Origin of the sequence: Mycolicibacterium lacusdiani (assembly GCF_021916785.1) — a bacterium.
Taxonomy (GTDB): Bacteria; Actinomycetota; Actinomycetes; order Mycobacteriales; family Mycobacteriaceae; genus Mycobacterium; species Mycobacterium lacusdiani.
This window is the reverse complement of the sequence record NZ_JAKCFC010000001.1, coordinates 307,728-321,763: the sequence shown is the minus strand read 5'-3', so window position 1 is coordinate 321,763 and position 14,036 is coordinate 307,728. Positions and strand designations below refer to the sequence as shown.

Annotated in this window: 16 protein-coding genes; 6 read left to right on the top strand and 10 right to left on the bottom strand. The window is 68.3% G+C overall.

The window, feature by feature from the left end; translation table 11 throughout:
• Positions 1–8 precede the first annotated feature (8 nt).
• Both LOK44_RS01575 and LOK44_RS01570 read right to left on the bottom strand, forming a co-directional pair.
• Complete coding sequence (locus tag LOK44_RS01575) at positions 9–938, bottom strand: phosphotransferase (RefSeq protein WP_237568219.1); 930 nt, start codon at positions 936–938, stop codon at positions 9–11.
• Positions 939–944: 6 nt separating this feature from the next.
• Complete coding sequence (locus LOK44_RS01570; RefSeq protein WP_237568218.1) at positions 945–2,231, bottom strand: competence/damage-inducible protein A; 1,287 nt, start codon at positions 2,229–2,231, stop codon at positions 945–947.
• 91 nt (positions 2,232–2,322) lie between these two features.
• On the opposite strand from LOK44_RS01570, the gene LOK44_RS01565 reads away from it, so the two are divergent.
• Together LOK44_RS01565 and LOK44_RS01560 are read left to right on the top strand one after the other, a co-directional pair.
• Positions 2,323–2,988, top strand: a complete 666-nt coding sequence (locus tag LOK44_RS01565; protein WP_372481150.1) for a VTT domain-containing protein — start codon at positions 2,323–2,325, stop codon at positions 2,986–2,988.
• Positions 2,989–3,013: 25 nt separating this feature from the next.
• Complete coding sequence (locus LOK44_RS01560) at positions 3,014–3,280, top strand: hypothetical protein (RefSeq protein ID WP_237568217.1); 267 nt, start codon at positions 3,014–3,016, stop codon at positions 3,278–3,280.
• Here LOK44_RS01560 and LOK44_RS01555 read toward each other — a convergent pair.
• The 3 genes from LOK44_RS01555 to LOK44_RS01545 all read right to left on the bottom strand — a co-directional run bounded on the left by LOK44_RS01555 (position 3,277) and on the right by LOK44_RS01545 (position 7,083).
• Positions 3,277–3,483 carry a hypothetical protein gene (locus LOK44_RS01555; RefSeq protein WP_237568216.1) on the bottom strand — a complete coding sequence of 69 codons (207 nt, stop codon included), beginning with the start codon at positions 3,481–3,483 and terminating at the stop codon, positions 3,277–3,279. The genes LOK44_RS01560 and LOK44_RS01555 overlap by 4 nt on opposite strands.
• Before the next feature lie 106 nt (positions 3,484–3,589).
• Positions 3,590–6,355 (bottom strand): glycoside hydrolase family 2 protein, encoded by a 2,766-nt coding sequence (locus LOK44_RS01550; protein ID WP_308192690.1) that lies wholly within the window; start codon positions 6,353–6,355, stop codon positions 3,590–3,592.
• Positions 6,356–6,459: 104 nt separating this feature from the next.
• Positions 6,460–7,083 (bottom strand): TetR/AcrR family transcriptional regulator, encoded by a 624-nt coding sequence (locus LOK44_RS01545; protein WP_237568214.1) that lies wholly within the window; start codon positions 7,081–7,083, stop codon positions 6,460–6,462.
• A gap of 58 nt (positions 7,084–7,141) precedes the next feature.
• Here LOK44_RS01545 and LOK44_RS01540 point away from each other — a divergent pair, with 58 nt between their 5' ends.
• Positions 7,142–7,981, top strand: a complete 840-nt coding sequence (locus LOK44_RS01540; RefSeq protein ID WP_237568213.1) for an alpha/beta fold hydrolase — start codon at positions 7,142–7,144, stop codon at positions 7,979–7,981.
• Positions 7,982–7,993: 12 nt separating this feature from the next.
• Here the strand turns inward: LOK44_RS01540 and LOK44_RS01535 are convergent, their stop codons facing one another.
• Entirely contained in the window at positions 7,994–8,737 is a 744-nt protein-coding gene (locus tag LOK44_RS01535) for a glucose 1-dehydrogenase (RefSeq protein WP_237568212.1), read from the bottom strand.
• Positions 8,738–8,852: 115 nt separating this feature from the next.
• On the opposite strand from LOK44_RS01535, the gene LOK44_RS01530 reads away from it, so the two are divergent.
• The gene (locus LOK44_RS01530) at positions 8,853–9,923 is read left to right on the top strand and encodes an NAD(P)H-dependent amine dehydrogenase family protein (protein WP_237568211.1); all 1,071 of its coding nucleotides are present in this window, start codon (positions 8,853–8,855) and stop codon (positions 9,921–9,923) included.
• Here the strand turns inward: LOK44_RS01530 and LOK44_RS01525 are convergent.
• Together LOK44_RS01525 and LOK44_RS01520 are read right to left on the bottom strand one after the other, a co-directional pair.
• Entirely contained in the window at positions 9,920–10,372 is a 453-nt protein-coding gene (locus LOK44_RS01525) for an ATP-binding protein (RefSeq protein WP_372481149.1), read from the bottom strand. The two genes, LOK44_RS01530 and LOK44_RS01525, sit on opposite strands and share 4 nt — an antisense overlap.
• Positions 10,373–10,440: 68 nt before the next feature.
• The gene (locus LOK44_RS01520; RefSeq protein WP_163917341.1) at positions 10,441–10,833 is read right to left on the bottom strand and encodes an STAS domain-containing protein; all 393 of its coding nucleotides are present in this window, start codon (positions 10,831–10,833) and stop codon (positions 10,441–10,443) included.
• A gap of 241 nt (positions 10,834–11,074) precedes the next feature.
• Here LOK44_RS01520 and LOK44_RS01515 point away from each other — a divergent pair, with 241 nt between their 5' ends.
• Positions 11,075–11,833: an HAD family hydrolase gene (locus tag LOK44_RS01515; RefSeq protein ID WP_237568208.1), complete on the top strand. Its 759-nt coding sequence runs from the start codon at positions 11,075–11,077 to the stop codon at positions 11,831–11,833.
• Here the strand turns inward: LOK44_RS01515 and LOK44_RS01510 are convergent.
• Positions 11,772–11,975 carry a (2Fe-2S)-binding protein gene (locus LOK44_RS01510; RefSeq protein WP_237568206.1) on the bottom strand — a complete coding sequence of 68 codons (204 nt, stop codon included), beginning with the start codon at positions 11,973–11,975 and terminating at the stop codon, positions 11,772–11,774. The genes LOK44_RS01515 and LOK44_RS01510 overlap by 62 nt on opposite strands.
• The gene (locus tag LOK44_RS01505; RefSeq protein WP_237568205.1) at positions 11,975–12,628 is read right to left on the bottom strand and encodes a fatty-acid--CoA ligase; all 654 of its coding nucleotides are present in this window, start codon (positions 12,626–12,628) and stop codon (positions 11,975–11,977) included. The genes LOK44_RS01510 and LOK44_RS01505 overlap by 1 nt, the downstream gene beginning before the upstream one ends.
• A gap of 197 nt (positions 12,629–12,825) precedes the next feature.
• Here LOK44_RS01505 and LOK44_RS01500 point away from each other — a divergent pair, with 197 nt between their 5' ends.
• Positions 12,826–13,959 (top strand): nitronate monooxygenase, encoded by a 1,134-nt coding sequence (locus LOK44_RS01500; protein WP_237568203.1) that lies wholly within the window; start codon positions 12,826–12,828, stop codon positions 13,957–13,959.
• Positions 13,960–14,036 lie beyond the last annotated feature (77 nt).

The following is a 14,036-nucleotide window of genomic DNA, read 5'->3' as shown; positions in this document are numbered from 1 at the left end:
GTCGTTCCTTAGTCCGGTGCTCGCGCGTCGTCGAGCAGTCGAGTGAAGTCGGGACCCCGGAACTCCTCCACGGCGCGTTCGTAGCGCTCCATGGCCCACTCCCAGAAGTCGAATTGCAATGCGCTGGCGCCATTTTGGATGCAACCCCACAGCGTCCAGCCGTATTGCGACACCGTGCCCTGCAGCCGGGCCCTCGCGAAGAGGCGGCGCGAGGCGCGGCCGTGGTAGGCGGTGACGAGTTCCTCGAACTGCTCGATCGACAGGTTGCACTCCCGCCAGACGTTGCCCAGTTCGAAGCATGGGTCGTTGTTGCCGGAGTATTCGTAGTCGATGAGCCACACGTGGTCGCCGTCCTCGACGAAGTTGGCCGCCAGCAGGTCGTTGTTGCAGGGCACGGTGGTGTCGTCGTCGGCCAGCGCCGCGCGGATCGCCGCGAACCGCTCGGCGTAGTCGTGGTAATCGTCGGGTATGCGAAACCCGTTGTCCGAGATGACCTTCAGATACGACGGCTGAAGGGTGAACATGTCGAAGTCGTCACGGAAGCGCGGGCCCGCGTGCAGTGCCCGGCATGCCTTCGCCACCTTGGCGATGACGCCCGGCCTGGCGAAGTCGTCGTCGCACAGCGTCCGGCCCGGCACGAAGCCGATCAGCAGGATGCCCAGGTCGGGGCGGTAGTCGACGACCGGTGCACCCACGCCGGCCGCCTCAGCCGCGCGACTGTTGGCGTACTCGTTGTCGCGGTCGATGCCGAGCAGGCTGCTCGACGTGTCGCAGCACCGCGCGACGTAGACCCCCGAGGGGGTGGTCACCTTGACGTTGCGGTTGGTCAGTCCGCCCGCGAGGTCCTCGAGTTCCCGCGGTCGACCGGCGAGCGCGGGGAACTGCTCGAGGAGGGCGTCGAGTTCGGCCAGTTCGACACTGCCGAAGGAGAACGGCAACGCCGCTCAGCTCCCCCGGCTCGGTGTCGCAGAACGGCTGAGCACCGAACGCAGCAGGTGCATCGCGACGGTCGTCGACCGCTCGCGGACGTCGGAGCGGTCACCCGGTAGCAGAAGGGTTCTCGTCAGCGTGGTGCCGTCAGCCAGCCGGACGCTGAAGCACACGGTGCCGACCGGCTTCTCGGCGCTGCCGCCGCCAGGTCCGGCGATGCCCGTGGTCGCGACGGCGGTGTCGGCGCCGAAGCGTGCGAGCGCACCGGCGGCCATCGCCTCGGCGACGGGCTCGGACACTGCTCCGTGCGACGCGATCAACGCCGGATCGACCCCGAGCAAGTCGGCCTTGGCGTCGTTCGAGTACGACACCACCCCGCCCGCGACGTAGGCCGAGGACCCGGCACGGTCGGTCAGGCGGGCGGCGATCATGCCCGCCGTGCACGATTCTGCCGTGGCGATCGTTCGGCCCGCGAGCAGATCGGCCACCTGGTCGTCGATCAGCGCTCCGTCGGTGGAGAACATCTCGGCGCCGTGGTGGGTGCGCAACAGGTCGACGAGCTGGTCGTAGATCGCTGCGTCCGCGGGCTCGTAGCGGGTGACGATCTCGAGTTCGCCCCGCCGCAGGCACGTGGTGATCTCCATGCGGTCGAAACCGTCGATGCCTGCCTCGCCGATGCGCAGCGTCTCGGCAAGACCCGACTCGGGTAGGCCGAACATCCGGATCGTCTCCTGGCGGTAGACGGTGCGGCCGGCGATCGCCTTCTGCACGGCTTCGGTGGCGAGCGCGCGCGGCCACATCGGCTGCAGTTCGCGGGGCGGGCCGGGCAACACGACCACCGTCGGCGATCCGGGCACCACCACGCCGGGCGCGGTGCCCACCGGGTCCAGGACCTCCGCACCCTCGGGAACCATGGCCTGCTTGCGGTTTGCGGTCATCACGGCGTCGAAGTCGACACCGGCGCGGGTGCCGATCAGGCGCCGCAGGATGCCTGCGATCCGCTCCTCCAGCGCCTCGTCGAGCAGCAGGTCGCGGCCGCAGAACTTGGCCACCGTCGCCACGGTCACGTCGTCGGCGGTCGGGCCGAGGCCGCCGCTCGTGATGATCAGGTCGACGCCCTCGGCGGCGAGGAAGCGCATCTGCGCCTCGATGTCGGCGGGCCGGTCCCCACAGATGGTGACGTGGGCCAATTCCACGCCGAGTTCGAGTAGCCGATCGGCGAGCCACGGCCCGTTGCGGTCCTGGATCCGCCCAGTCAGGACTTCGGTACCCGTCACGACGATTCCCGCGCGTGCGCTCACCCCGACGACCCTACGTCGACCGCGCGCCCCCGCGGGCATGGTTGCCTCCCGTTCAGGTCACGGTCATCCGTCGCGGGTAGCTTCGGCGGCCGTGACGAGTGCCGTACTGGCCATGCCCGAGGTGCTCGACCCGATGTACTGGTTGGGCGCCGGCGGACTGTTCGCGTCGGCGCTGCTTCCCGGCGTCATGTTGATCGTGTTCATCGAAACGGGCCTGTTCTTCCCGTTCCTGCCCGGCGACACCCTGCTCTTCACCGCGGGACTGCTCGCAGCGCAACCCGATGCCCCGATCGGCCCGTGGCCGCTGGGTGCCGGTGCGGCGGCGGCGGCGATCGCGGGAGGGCAGCTCGGCTATTCGATCGGCAGGCGGCTGGGGCCTGCGCTGTTCAGGCGCGACGACGCCCGCTTCTTCAAGAAGCGGTATCTGTCGACGTCCCGGGCGTTCTTCGAACGGCACGGCCGCAAGACGATCGTGATCGGTCACTTCGTCGGCGTGGTGCGCACGTTCACCCCCGTCATCGCCGGAGCGTCGGGCATGCGCTACCCCGTGTTCCTGGCCTTCGACGTGATCGGCGCCGTCGCCTGGGGTGTCGGCCTCACCGCGGTCGGCTACTACCTGGGCGCCCTGCCGTTCGTCGCCACACACCTGGAACTGGTCGTGCTGGCCATCGCGCTGCTCTCCGCACTGCCGGTGCTGCTGTCGGTGGGCCGGGCCGTGCTGCTCCGACGGCGTGGCGAGGCCGCGCCCACCGGCTAGTACGCGCGCCGCTACCGTGGTCGTCATGGCCGACAACTCGACTGACGACCGCATCGACGACGTCGCAGCAGGCGACCTGATCGACCACGACCGCGGTGACGGCACCCAGACCTACCGGGTCGTGCACCGCGACGACACCACCCGCGACGATCGGCCGATCGTCTTGGTGACGCTGGAGACCAACGGCGGCGAGACGTTCGACGTCGAGTACGCGGCAGGCACCGTGGTCACCCGGTCGCTGGAGTCCAAATGGGAGTCCGAGCAGGTCGGTCGCGAGCCGGACCGGTCCTAGTCGCGTCGCTCGTCGGCTTCGTCCTCGACGTCCACGACGGGCTGTTGCTGTTCGACGTAGTCCGCAGGGTTGCTCTCGAGGTCGACCTCGCGGTCTGACGTCGCCACCTCGTCCTCGGGCCAGTCGGCGGCGTCTCGCACCTGTTCGGCGATGTCGACGGGGTTGGCCTCGCGCAGCGGTTCCGCGTCGCTCAGTGGTTCCATGCCGGTCACTGTTCCGATCTCCCTTCTGCCATCGCGCTCGGTGATGTCACGGAGCGTTCGACGCCCCGACCGCGCGGGTACCCACCCGTCGACGTCTAAACACGGATCAGCGCGGCTCGATCGGCGTGACGGGCACCTCCACGGCCGCGGCATCGTAGGGCGTGACACGCACCCAGTTCGCGGTCACCAGCGGGCTGGGCACCACGCCCCTGACCTCGACGCTCTCGCCGGGGAACACGGTCACGTAGTTGTCGTCGTAGGTGATCGGCAGGATCTCGTCGCCACCGCGCGTCGCCGTCAGTTCGGCTCTGGCGAAGAACGCAATTCGCGTGGTCGGGTTGGTGAGCCGGATCGTGACCTCGTCGCGGCCCGCGCCGTCGACGCTGCGCTGCGCCGTCACCGTCAGCGCAGCGGCGGGCAGTGAATTGAGCGCCGTCATGTCCGCCCAGCTCGACTGATTCAGCTGGAACGCGAAGTCGCGGTTCGGGTCGACGTCGTCGTTGCGTTGGGACTGCCAGTAGACATTCTCGGTCACGACGTTGCCTGCGGCGTCGAGCAGTTCACAGCGCACGAAGAAGACCCGCGAGTCCCGCGCCTGACGGGGCAGGGTCAACGCGGGGACGGCGCCGCTGGGCGGCAGGGTCAGCGCACCGCTGGTGCGGTCGTCGCGGAGCCGGCCCGCGAGGTCGTAGACGCGGGCCCGGACGCGCATGCCCGAGGCCGCGTCCGGGGTCTGGTTCACCGCGGTGACGTTGGCGCGGTCACCGGTGGCGTAGGAGTCGAAGACGGCCGTGCGCGGACGGAGGCCCTTCTTCGCGCCGAAGTAGGCGCCGCCGGGACGCAGGTAGTAGTCGAAGAGGTTGCCGAAGAAGGACGGCCAGTGGTTGTTCAGCATCCAGTAGAGCGTCATCTTGTGACCCGCCCAGCCCAGCGCGGCGTAGGCCTCGAACTGGGCGCGAGTCGATTCGTAGTGCGCCAGTTGCGCCTTCGCGGCGAACTGCTCGGCGCCCGACGACGGCCCGTAGCGCCGGGTGATCACGCGCTGGATGCTGCGCAGCACTTCGTTGTCGGTATTGGATCCGGCGTGGAAGTACCAGTCGTCGTTGATCGGCCACAACCGGTCGGGCGGGATGAACTCCTCGAGGCTGGCGAACGGTGGGATGTGCTCGTTGTCGCCCTGCTCGGCCGAGGCGCCGCGGGCAGCGCGGTACTCACCGCTGAACCAGTAGGTCGGCGGCCGCCAGGTGTACGGACCCTCCATGTGGATGCCGTCCCACAGTCGCTCGCCGTCGGCGTCGACGGTGTACGACGAGACGCTGTCCACGATGGCGTTCTGCCAGTGCAGGTCTCGCAGAATGGCGTGGTAGTCGCCGGCGAGCGGCATGGGGGGCCGGCCGTCGCTGGCGTTGGCCCACACGAACGCCGAGGCATGCGACCGCAGCATCGACACCTGTGAGCGGACACTGGCCCTTGCCACGGCGTTGTCCTCGGCGTCCCACTGTGCCCACTTCTCCCACTGGTTGCAGCACATCCAGCCGACCATCAGCGGGATGCCGAGTTCGTCGGCCTGCTCGACGAAGCCCTCGGTGGGGATCTTCGACTCCAGCCGAAGCATGTTCAGCCCGAGGTCGCGCGTGTAGGACAGGATGGCGTCCTCGCGGTCGGGGTCGTAGTCGTAAAGCAGGTCCGGAGTGTAGTTGGCGCCGCGGACGAGGAAGTCGCGTCCGTTGACCAGCAAGTAGAAGTTGCCGCCGCGACCGATCTCGGGGAAACGCTCGTCGTCGTCGCGCAGTTGGGTCACTTCGCGGACGCCGAAGCGCTGCGTCCTGGTGTCGACGGGCGTTCCGCGAGAGACGAACTCGATGCGCAGGTCGTACAGTTTCGGCTCGCCCATGGTGTACGGCCACCAGAGGTCCGGGTCGCGCATTACGAGGTCCGGGAAGTCGTCCGGGGCGAACCGCTCCTCTCTGGTTTCGCCGGGTGCGAGTGAGACGTCGCGTTCGACGGTGACACTCGCCCGACCGGACCTGCTGATCGTGGCGCGCAGCACTCCCCCGGTGCGGGTCGCCCCGGAGTTGCGCAGCGTCGAGTAAAGGGTCAGTCGAGCACTGTCGGTGGCGGGCAACGGCAGATCGGTCGTGACCGTCGACGCCTCGATGGCCACGGCACCGGACGACTCGAGGTAGACGGGTTTCCAGATGCCCGCATTGCGGTCGGCGACGAAGGAGTTGCCGTTGGCCGGGTTCTTGCCCGGCCCCTGATAGCCGAGGTAGTTCCAGTTGATCCAGTCGAACCAGCTGTCGGCGAGTTCCACGCCGTCGACGTCTTGCAGCGCCCGTTCGGGAACGACCTTGACCGCCAGTGCGTTCGGGCCGCCGGGCACGATCCAGCGTGAGACTTCGAGGTCGTGTTCGACGTACATGCCGACCACCTGGCGATCGTCGGCGACGAGGTGGCCGTTGAGCCAGATCTCTGCCCGGTAGTTGATGCCGGGGAAGGTCAGGTGATAGGACGTGTGGCCTGCGCGCGCGTCGAACGTGGTGCGGTACCACCAGTCCTGCTGCCACAGATCCTGCGGCACTTCGTCGCGAAGGTTCTTACCGTAGTACAGGTTCGGGTACGTGCCGTCGTCCTCGAGAGCCTGGAGCACGGTGGCGGGCATGCTGGCGACCGCGTGCCAGTCGACGGGCTGGTAGTCGGTGCGCGAGAGCGCAGACCCGTCGGCATCGAGACCGCGCGCCGACCTGAGTTGCCAGCCGTCGGCGATCTCGCGCGTCGACGATGGCGGCTCCGGCGTCGCAAAACGGGGCAGGTCGCCCGCGCAGATCGCCATGAGCAACACGGTGACGATCAGCAGGACGGGGCCACGCACGGCCGTCCGGCGCGTCTCGGTCGCAATGGCGATGCTCTCCCTCTGCCGGGGTCGAACCGACCGGCCCAGAACCTACATTGTGCCGGTGGCGGCCTGCCGGTGCGTCAGTCGCCTGCGATACCGCTGATCAGGCGGTCGCACACCACGACCATCTGCCGCAGCGCGTCCTCGCCGTCGGGTGCCCTGGCGATGTACAGCGCGGCCTCGTCGAGGGCGCCGAGCAGCACGTGGGCGGTGGGGCGCAGCGGCTGCTCGGGTATCGCGCCGTCGGACATGGCCTGGGCCAGCATCGCCTCGACGATGCCGAGTCCGTACTTCATGCCCACCTCGCGCCAGCGCGCCCACCCCAGCACTGCGGGCGCGTCGATCAGCACGATGCGCGCGACGGCGGGTGACGAGCACTCCTCCAGGAACAGGCGGGCGCCGACGCGCATGGCCGCGAGTTGGTCGGCCGGCGCCGCGGCGGCGATGCGGTCGGTGATGGCGACGACCAGACCGCGTTCCACGTCCTCGTACACCTCGGCGAACAGCGCTGCCTTGTCGCCGAATTGGTGATACAGCGCGCCGCGGGTGACTCCCGCCGCCTCGACCACCGCCTGGGTCGAGACGGCGGCGTAGCCGTGGGCGGCGAAGAGTTCGCGGCCCGCGTCGAGTAACCGGGCACGCGTCGTCGCGGTGCGCTCGGCCTGCGTCCGGCGTCGAGCCGGCTTCTCACCATTGACTTCCATACAGTGTGCACGTAACTTTCATACCGAGTGTTCGTAAGTTGAGGAGAGGATAACGGAGATGCCCGAGGTCAGGCTGCAGGGAGCGACGATCCACTACCGCGTGTTGGGTCCGGACGACTCGACCCGTCCGCCGGTCGTGTTCGCGCACGGCATCCTGGTGGATCACCGGCTCTGGCTGACGGTGGCAGAGACGTTGGCAGGCAACGGCTTCCGATGCATCCTGCCGGATCTCCCGCTGGGCTCGCACGTCATGCCGGTCGACGACGAGGTCCTGCGCAGCCCGCAGGCGGTCGCCGAACTGCTGCACCAGTTCCTGGTGGCCCTCGACCTCGACGACGTCACGCTGGTGGGCAACGACACCGGCGGCGGGTTGTGCCAACTGCTCGTCGACGCCCACCCGGAGCGTATCGGCAGGCTGGTGCTGACCAACTGCGATGCGTTCGAGAAGTTTCCGCCGTTCCCGTTCAACGTCGTCTTCGCGACCATGCGTGGACCGCGGACGATCAAGGCGCTCGCCGGGCTCATGCGCATACCCGCACTGCGGTACTCGCCCCTCGGGTACGGCCTGCTGCTTCGGCGCAGGGACGATCTCACGGCGTCGTGGGTCCGGCCGTGCGTCGCCGATTCGCGCATCGGGCGCAACCTCGCCACGCTGTTGCGAGGCGTGGCCGCAACGGATCTCACCGACGTCGCGACCCGGCTGCCCCGGTTCGACAAGCCCGTCACGCTGGTGTGGGGTCAGGCCGACCGCAGCTTCACGCCGGAACTCGGCAGGCGCCTGGCCGCGCTGTTTCCCAACGCCACACTCGTCGAGGTGCCGGGCGCGCGGACGTTCGTCGCGCTCGACGCACCGCACGCCGTTGTCGACGCGATCGCGACCGCGGACGCGACGCGCTAGAAGAATTCCCCGCTAGAAGAGGTCCTTGTGCGGCACGTCGGTGACCAGGCCGCCGTCGACGATGAACTCGGCGCCCGTGGAGAACGACGACTCGTCGCTGGTGAGGAACACCACGAACGTCGCCACCTCCTCCGACTGGCCGGGACGGCCAAGCGGCGTGGTCACCATGTCGTCGGGGAAGTGCTTGGTCATGGGGGTCCGGATGAACCCCGGGTGCAGCGAGTTGACACGAATGTTGAACTTGCCCAACTCGATGGCCGCGGACTTCGACAGGCCGCGCACCGCCCACTTGGTTGCGACGTAGGGGTGCACCATCGGCGCCCCGCGCAGACCTTCGATCGACGACACGTTGACGATCGAACCCCCGCCGGCGGTCTTCATCGCGCCGACGCACGCCTGCATGCCCAGGAACGTGCCGGTGAGGTTCACGTCGAGCACCTTCTGCCACTTGGCCATGTCGAACTTGCCGATCTGGCCCATCGCGACGATGCCCGCATTGTTGACCAAACCGGTCAGCGACCCGAACTGATCGACGGCCGCAGCGACGGCCGCGTCCCACTCCTCGGCGTCGGTCACGTCGAGGTGCGCGTAGAGGGCGCTGTCACCTAGTTCGTCGGCGAGCGCCTTGCCCTCGTCGTCCAGGATGTCGCCGATGACCACTTTGCCGCCCTCGGCCACCAGGGCCCTGGCATGTGCGGCGCCCATGCCCCGAGCCCCGCCGCTGATCAGTACGACTTTTCCGTCCACGCGTCCCATGACGGGTCAGGCTACCGTACGGGTTTCTCGAACTAGAACCTGTTCCAATTCGGCGGGTCAGCACGCATACTGCGTGGGCCTGAGTCGGAAGGCACCGTCGGGAGGAAACATCAGCATGGCGATCCGCGTCGCACTCATCGGTACCGGAAACTGCGGCAGCCTCGCGCTGCGCCAACTCGTCGAGGATCAGCGCTTCGAGCTGACCCACGTCTGGGTGTCCTCGGACGCCAAAGTCGGCAGGGACGCGGGAGATCTCGCCGGGCTCGAGGTGACCACCGGCATCGTCGCGACCAACGACCTCGACGCCATCGTGGCGGCCAAGCCCGACTGCGTCGTCTACTGCGCGATGGGCGACACGCGACTGCCCGAGGCCATGGCCGACGTGCGCCGGTTCCTGAGTGCGGGCATCAACGTCGTCGGTTCAGCGCCCGGCGTGCTGCAGTACCCGTGGCAGGTAGTTCCCGACAAGTACATCGGCCGCGTCGAAGACGCTGCGCGCGAAGGCAATTCGACGGTGTTCATCACCGGGGTGGATCCGGGGTTCGCGACCGACCTGCTGCCCTTCGCGCTCGCGGGCACCTGCCAGAGCATCCAGCAGGTCCGGACGATGGAGATCGCCGACTACGCCACCTACGACGGTGCGACGGTGATGTTCGACGTGATGGGCTTCGGCAACCAGATCGGCGACCTGCCCATCCTGTTCCAGCCCGGCGTGCTCGGCATCGCCTGGGGCACCGCCATCCGGCAGCTGGCTGCCGGACTCGGCGTCGAGGTCGACGAGATCAGGGACTCCGTCGAGCAGGAACCGGCCCCCGAGGACATCGACGTCGCGGTCGGCACGATCGCCAAGGGGACCGTCGCTGCGCTGCGGTTCCAGATCGAGGGCATGGTGAAGGGTCGTCCGGTGATCGTGGTCGAACACATCACCCGCCTGCGCGGCGACCTGCGGCCCGACTGGGCGCAGCCTGCCCAGGAGGGCGGGTCCTACCGGGTGGAGATCACCGGTGAGCCGTCATACGTCATGGACGTCTGCCCGACCAGTCGCAACGGCGACCACAACTACGCCGCGATCCTCGCGGCGGCGGGGCGCATCGTCAACGGCATCCCGGACGTGGTGGCCGCAGCGCCCGGCATCCGGACGACGCTCGACATGCCACTGGTCACCGGCAAGGGAGTGGTGCGCTAGCGGGCTTCGGCGCGTCCGACGTTCGTCCACTCGAGCCGGACCTGCGTGCCTGCCTCTGACGCCTCGATCGAGGAGCGGTCCGCGAGTGCTTCCATCAGCGGGATGCCGCGGCCCCGGCTGAGCGCCCTTGGCGACTCCGGGTTGCGCCAGCACCCGCGGTCGGCGATCACCACGACGATGGTCGACTCGGCGGGCTCGAACCATGCCTGTAGATCCATCGTGCCCGCGCGCGGCGCGCCGACGTACGCGAACTCCGCGCAGTTGGCGAGCGCCTCGTTGATCGCGAGCACGAGATCACTGGTCCGCGTGGCGTCCAACGTGAAGAAGGTGCGCAGCCACGCAGCGAACTCATCGCGGATCTGGGAGGCGGTGCGTGCGTCGGCGGCAGCCTCGAGTCGCTCGAAGTGCTCCGCGTTGGCAACGTCGGCGGTGGACATCGAATCGATCATGGCAGGTGATGCGTACCCGGTCGATCCTCTCGGTAAGCGTGTCTGCGAGCCGAGTTCACGGGGGTACCTCAGGAATCGAGTGCGGCGAGCGCTTCGTCGAGGGTGGCGTACAGCGGAACGATGTCCGCGATGCCGACGAGCTTCAGCGGACGGCTGGTCGCCGGGCCCTCGGCGACGATGCAGAACTTGGTGCCGTCGTCCTTCTCCTCGTGTGCTGCCACGATGACGCCCATGCCCGCCGAGGCCAGGAACTCGACCGCGGTGAGGTCGACTACGAGACCGGCCGGCTTGTTGCTGAGGGCGGTACGGATCGCCCCTTCCAGCTGTGGCGCGGTCAGCATGTCGACCACGCCGGAGGGTGCCACGACGGCGACCTCCCCGATCTGCCGCTCGCTGACCTCGCACGCCGATGACGACGATGAGGCCGCGTTGGCGGCTGATGCTTCGCGTTGTTCGTCCAAGGCCCATCTTCCCTGTTCGGCCGCATCGCTGGCTGCGAATCGGCGCTGCTTTCATGCTCGCGAGGCTTCCGACTGAACCAGGCAAGAACGAAACTACTGTGATCGAACCTAGCCGATGAGCCCGACTTCGTACCTATCGGCTACCGTCTGCACCCCCGCGAGTCAGCCAGTGATGCTCAAATGGGGTCGGACGCCGATCAGACTCAGCCCAGCGACTCGGCCCAGCGGCTCCAGGAGGCAGATGACCCCGCACCCGCAATTGTCGGCCATCGCGTCGAGCGCGGCCGACGCGCGCATCGGTGCGTTCTTCGATCTCGACGGCACGTTGGTCTCCGGATTCACTGCCACCGTGCACGCCGGCCACCGCATCCGCAGCAGGCAGGCGCGCATCGGCGAGGTGCTCGGCGTGATCGAGGCATCGGTGCGCTACCGGCTGGGCCGCATGGAGTTCGAACGGCTGATGTTGCGGGCGGCCGGATACCTGCAGGGCGAGTTGCTGGCCGATCTCGACGACCTCGGCGAGTACCTGTTCCGCACCCACATCCAGGCACGGGTCTTCGACACGATGCGCGGGATCGTCGCCGCACACCAGGACCGCGGCCACACCGTCGTGCTGAGTTCGTCGGCGCTGACCATCCACGCCGAGCCGGTGGCGCGCTACCTGGGCATCGACCACGTCATCTGCAACCACTTCGACACCGACGAGCGCGGGGCGCTCAACGGCGGCATCATCCGGCCGGTCGTCTGGGGGCCGGGCAAGGCCGCGGCCGCCCGACGCTTCTGCGAGGCCAACGACGTCGACCTGTCGCGCAGCTACTTCTACGCCGACGGCGACGAGGACATCCCGTTGATGCGGGAGGTGGGGTCGCCCAGGCCGGTGAACCCGCGGTCGCGTCTCGCTGCGGAGGCGGCGAAGCAGGGCTGGCCGGTGCTCGAGGTCAGCGGTCCCGGTCGTCCCGCGTCGGCGCGCCTGCTGCGGCGCCGGGGTGGGCGTCGATGATCGCGCGCACGGTGCGCCTGCAGCGACCGCACTCCGACCCTGCGCCGCACGCCGCGGCGACGTCCTTGGAGGATTTGGCGCCGGCCGCCACGGCGTCGGTGACGGCCTGATTGGTGACGCCCACGCACAGGCAGACGTACATCAGTTGCCGCCCGTGGTGTCCTCGATGTCTGGAGTCGGGATGCGCAGTATCTGACGCAACCTGCCGATGAAGACGGGCGGATAGGCGCCGATCCCGGCCCGGCCCAACCATTCGGAGTTCAGGTCCGAATCGCGCAGCCAGTGTCGGGCGTGGCGCTCGTCGTCGATTTGAAACAGCATCATCACCTCGCGCTCGTCGTCGAACGCGCTGAACACCGACGTCTTGCGCACGCCCGCGGCTCGCAGGTCGCCCGCGGTCTCCCGGACGTGGTCGACGAGCCCGGGGACGCTCGCCACCGGGGTCACCACCGAGACCATCACCTCCGGCGCGGTCGGCGTCATCTCACCGACGAGGTCGAGTCGGTCGATCAGCTCACCCGCGAACACGGCCGGGATGTCCTCGACGCCGACGGCGTCGAACCAATCGAAGAAGACGCGTGACCGCAACAGCTCGATGATCGTCTCGCGCGTGTGGATCGCCATCAGGACCATGACCCGGTCCGGTTCGGTCGTCGAGGTGTACACGAGGACGTGGTGCGCGCCGAGGTCGGCCAGCGCGTCCCGACGACGTTCGAGCAGCGGTAGCACCCGTTCCGGGTCGGGGATGCGGTAGTCGGAGGCGAGGACGAGCGAGTGGTTCAGCCAGTGCGTCACGGTCTGCGGTCCCTCCTCGAGACGATCACGTGTTGTAACGCGATTCGCGAAAAACGGTAATGACCTTCTCCTGCGCTGTCGAGTCCCGATGTGCGCCGTCTAATCCCCAGGATTGACCCGGAGCGGGGTTGGCGGGTACTAAACTAGAACACGTTCCAATTCGAAGCTCACCGCTCGAGCCCCACCTAGGAGCTGGCATGCACACCCCCCTCTGCGATCAGATCGGCATCGAGTTCCCGATCTTTGCCTTCACACATTGCCGCGACGTCGTGGTCGCCGTCAGCAAGGCCGGCGGATTCGGCGTCCTGGGAGCCGTCGGGTTCACTCCCGAGCAGCTCGAGATCGAGCTGAACTGGATCGACGAGCACATCGGCGACCACACCTACGGCGTCGACATCGTCATCCCGAACAAGTACGAGGGCATGGACGCGAACCTGTCCGCCGACGAGCTGGCGAAGATGCTGCAGGACATGGTCCCGCAGGAGCACCTCGACTTCGCCAAGAAGATCCTGACCGATCACGGCGTCCCGCTCACCGCCGAGGACAACGAGAGCACTCTGCAGCTGCTCGGGTGGACCGAGGCAACCGCCACTCCGCAGGTCGAGGTGGCGCTCAAGCACCCCAAGATGACGCTGATCGCCAACGCGCTCGGCACTCCGCCACGGGACATGATCGAGCACATCCACGCCGAGGGCCGCAAGGTCGCCGCGCTGTGCGGCTCGCCGAGCCAGGCGCGCAAGCACGCGGATGCGGGCGTCGACATCATCATCGCCCAGGGCGGCGAGGCCGGCGGCCACTCGGGCGAAGTCGGCTCGATCGTGCTGTGGCCGCAGGTGGTCAAGGAGGTCGCACCGGTTCCGGTCTTGGCGGCCGGTGGCATCGGCAGCGGCCAGCAGATCGCCGCAGCGCTCGCGCTCGGCGCGCAGGGCGCCTGGACGGGATCGCAGTGGCTCATGGTCGAGGAGGCCGAGAACACCCCCGTGCAGCAGGCGGCGTACGTGAAGGCGGGCAGTCGCGACACCGTGCGCAGCCGTTCGTTCACCGGCAAGCCGGCGCGGATGCTGCGCAACGACTGGACCGAGGCCTGGGAGAACCCGGAGAACCCCAAGCCGCTCGGAATGCCGCTCCAGTTCATGGTGTCGGGGATCGCGGTCGCCGCCACCAACAAGTACCCCAACGAGAGCGTCGACGTCGCCTTCAACCCGGTCGGCCAGGTGGTGGGCCAGTTCGAGAAGGTCGAGAAGACCTCGGCCGTCATCGAGCGATGGGTTCAGGAGTACCTCGATGCGACCAACACGCTCAACGAGTTGAACGAGGCGGCTTCGGTCTAGCCACCTGCCCGGTCCGACGAAGGCCCCCTCCCGATTCGGGAGGGGGCCTTCGCGTCGTTCGGTGCGGCACTGGCCTT

What these genes read in the sequence shown, in the direction of transcription:
- LOK44_RS01560 (WP_237568217.1), top strand. Translation starts at nt 3,014, where the DNA reads ATGGCCGACAACTCGACTGACGACCGCATCGACGACGTCGCAGCAGGC.
- LOK44_RS01555 (WP_237568216.1), bottom strand. Translation starts at nt 3,483, where the DNA reads ATGGAACCACTGAGCGACGCGGAACCGCTGCGCGAGGCCAACCCCGTC.
- LOK44_RS01545 (WP_237568214.1), bottom strand. Translation starts at nt 7,083, where the DNA reads ATGGAAGTCAATGGTGAGAAGCCGGCTCGACGCCGGACGCAGGCCGAG.
- LOK44_RS01540 (WP_237568213.1), top strand. Translation starts at nt 7,142, where the DNA reads ATGCCCGAGGTCAGGCTGCAGGGAGCGACGATCCACTACCGCGTGTTG.
- LOK44_RS01535 (WP_237568212.1), bottom strand. Translation starts at nt 8,737, where the DNA reads ATGGGACGCGTGGACGGAAAAGTCGTACTGATCAGCGGCGGGGCTCGG.
- LOK44_RS01530 (WP_237568211.1), top strand. Translation starts at nt 8,853, where the DNA reads ATGGCGATCCGCGTCGCACTCATCGGTACCGGAAACTGCGGCAGCCTC.
- LOK44_RS01525 (WP_372481149.1), bottom strand. Translation starts at nt 10,372, where the DNA reads ATGATCGATTCGATGTCCACCGCCGACGTTGCCAACGCGGAGCACTTC.
- LOK44_RS01515 (WP_237568208.1), top strand. Translation starts at nt 11,075, where the DNA reads ATGACCCCGCACCCGCAATTGTCGGCCATCGCGTCGAGCGCGGCCGAC.
- LOK44_RS01510 (WP_237568206.1), bottom strand. Translation starts at nt 11,975, where the DNA reads ATGTACGTCTGCCTGTGCGTGGGCGTCACCAATCAGGCCGTCACCGAC.
- LOK44_RS01500 (WP_237568203.1), top strand. Translation starts at nt 12,826, where the DNA reads ATGCACACCCCCCTCTGCGATCAGATCGGCATCGAGTTCCCGATCTTT.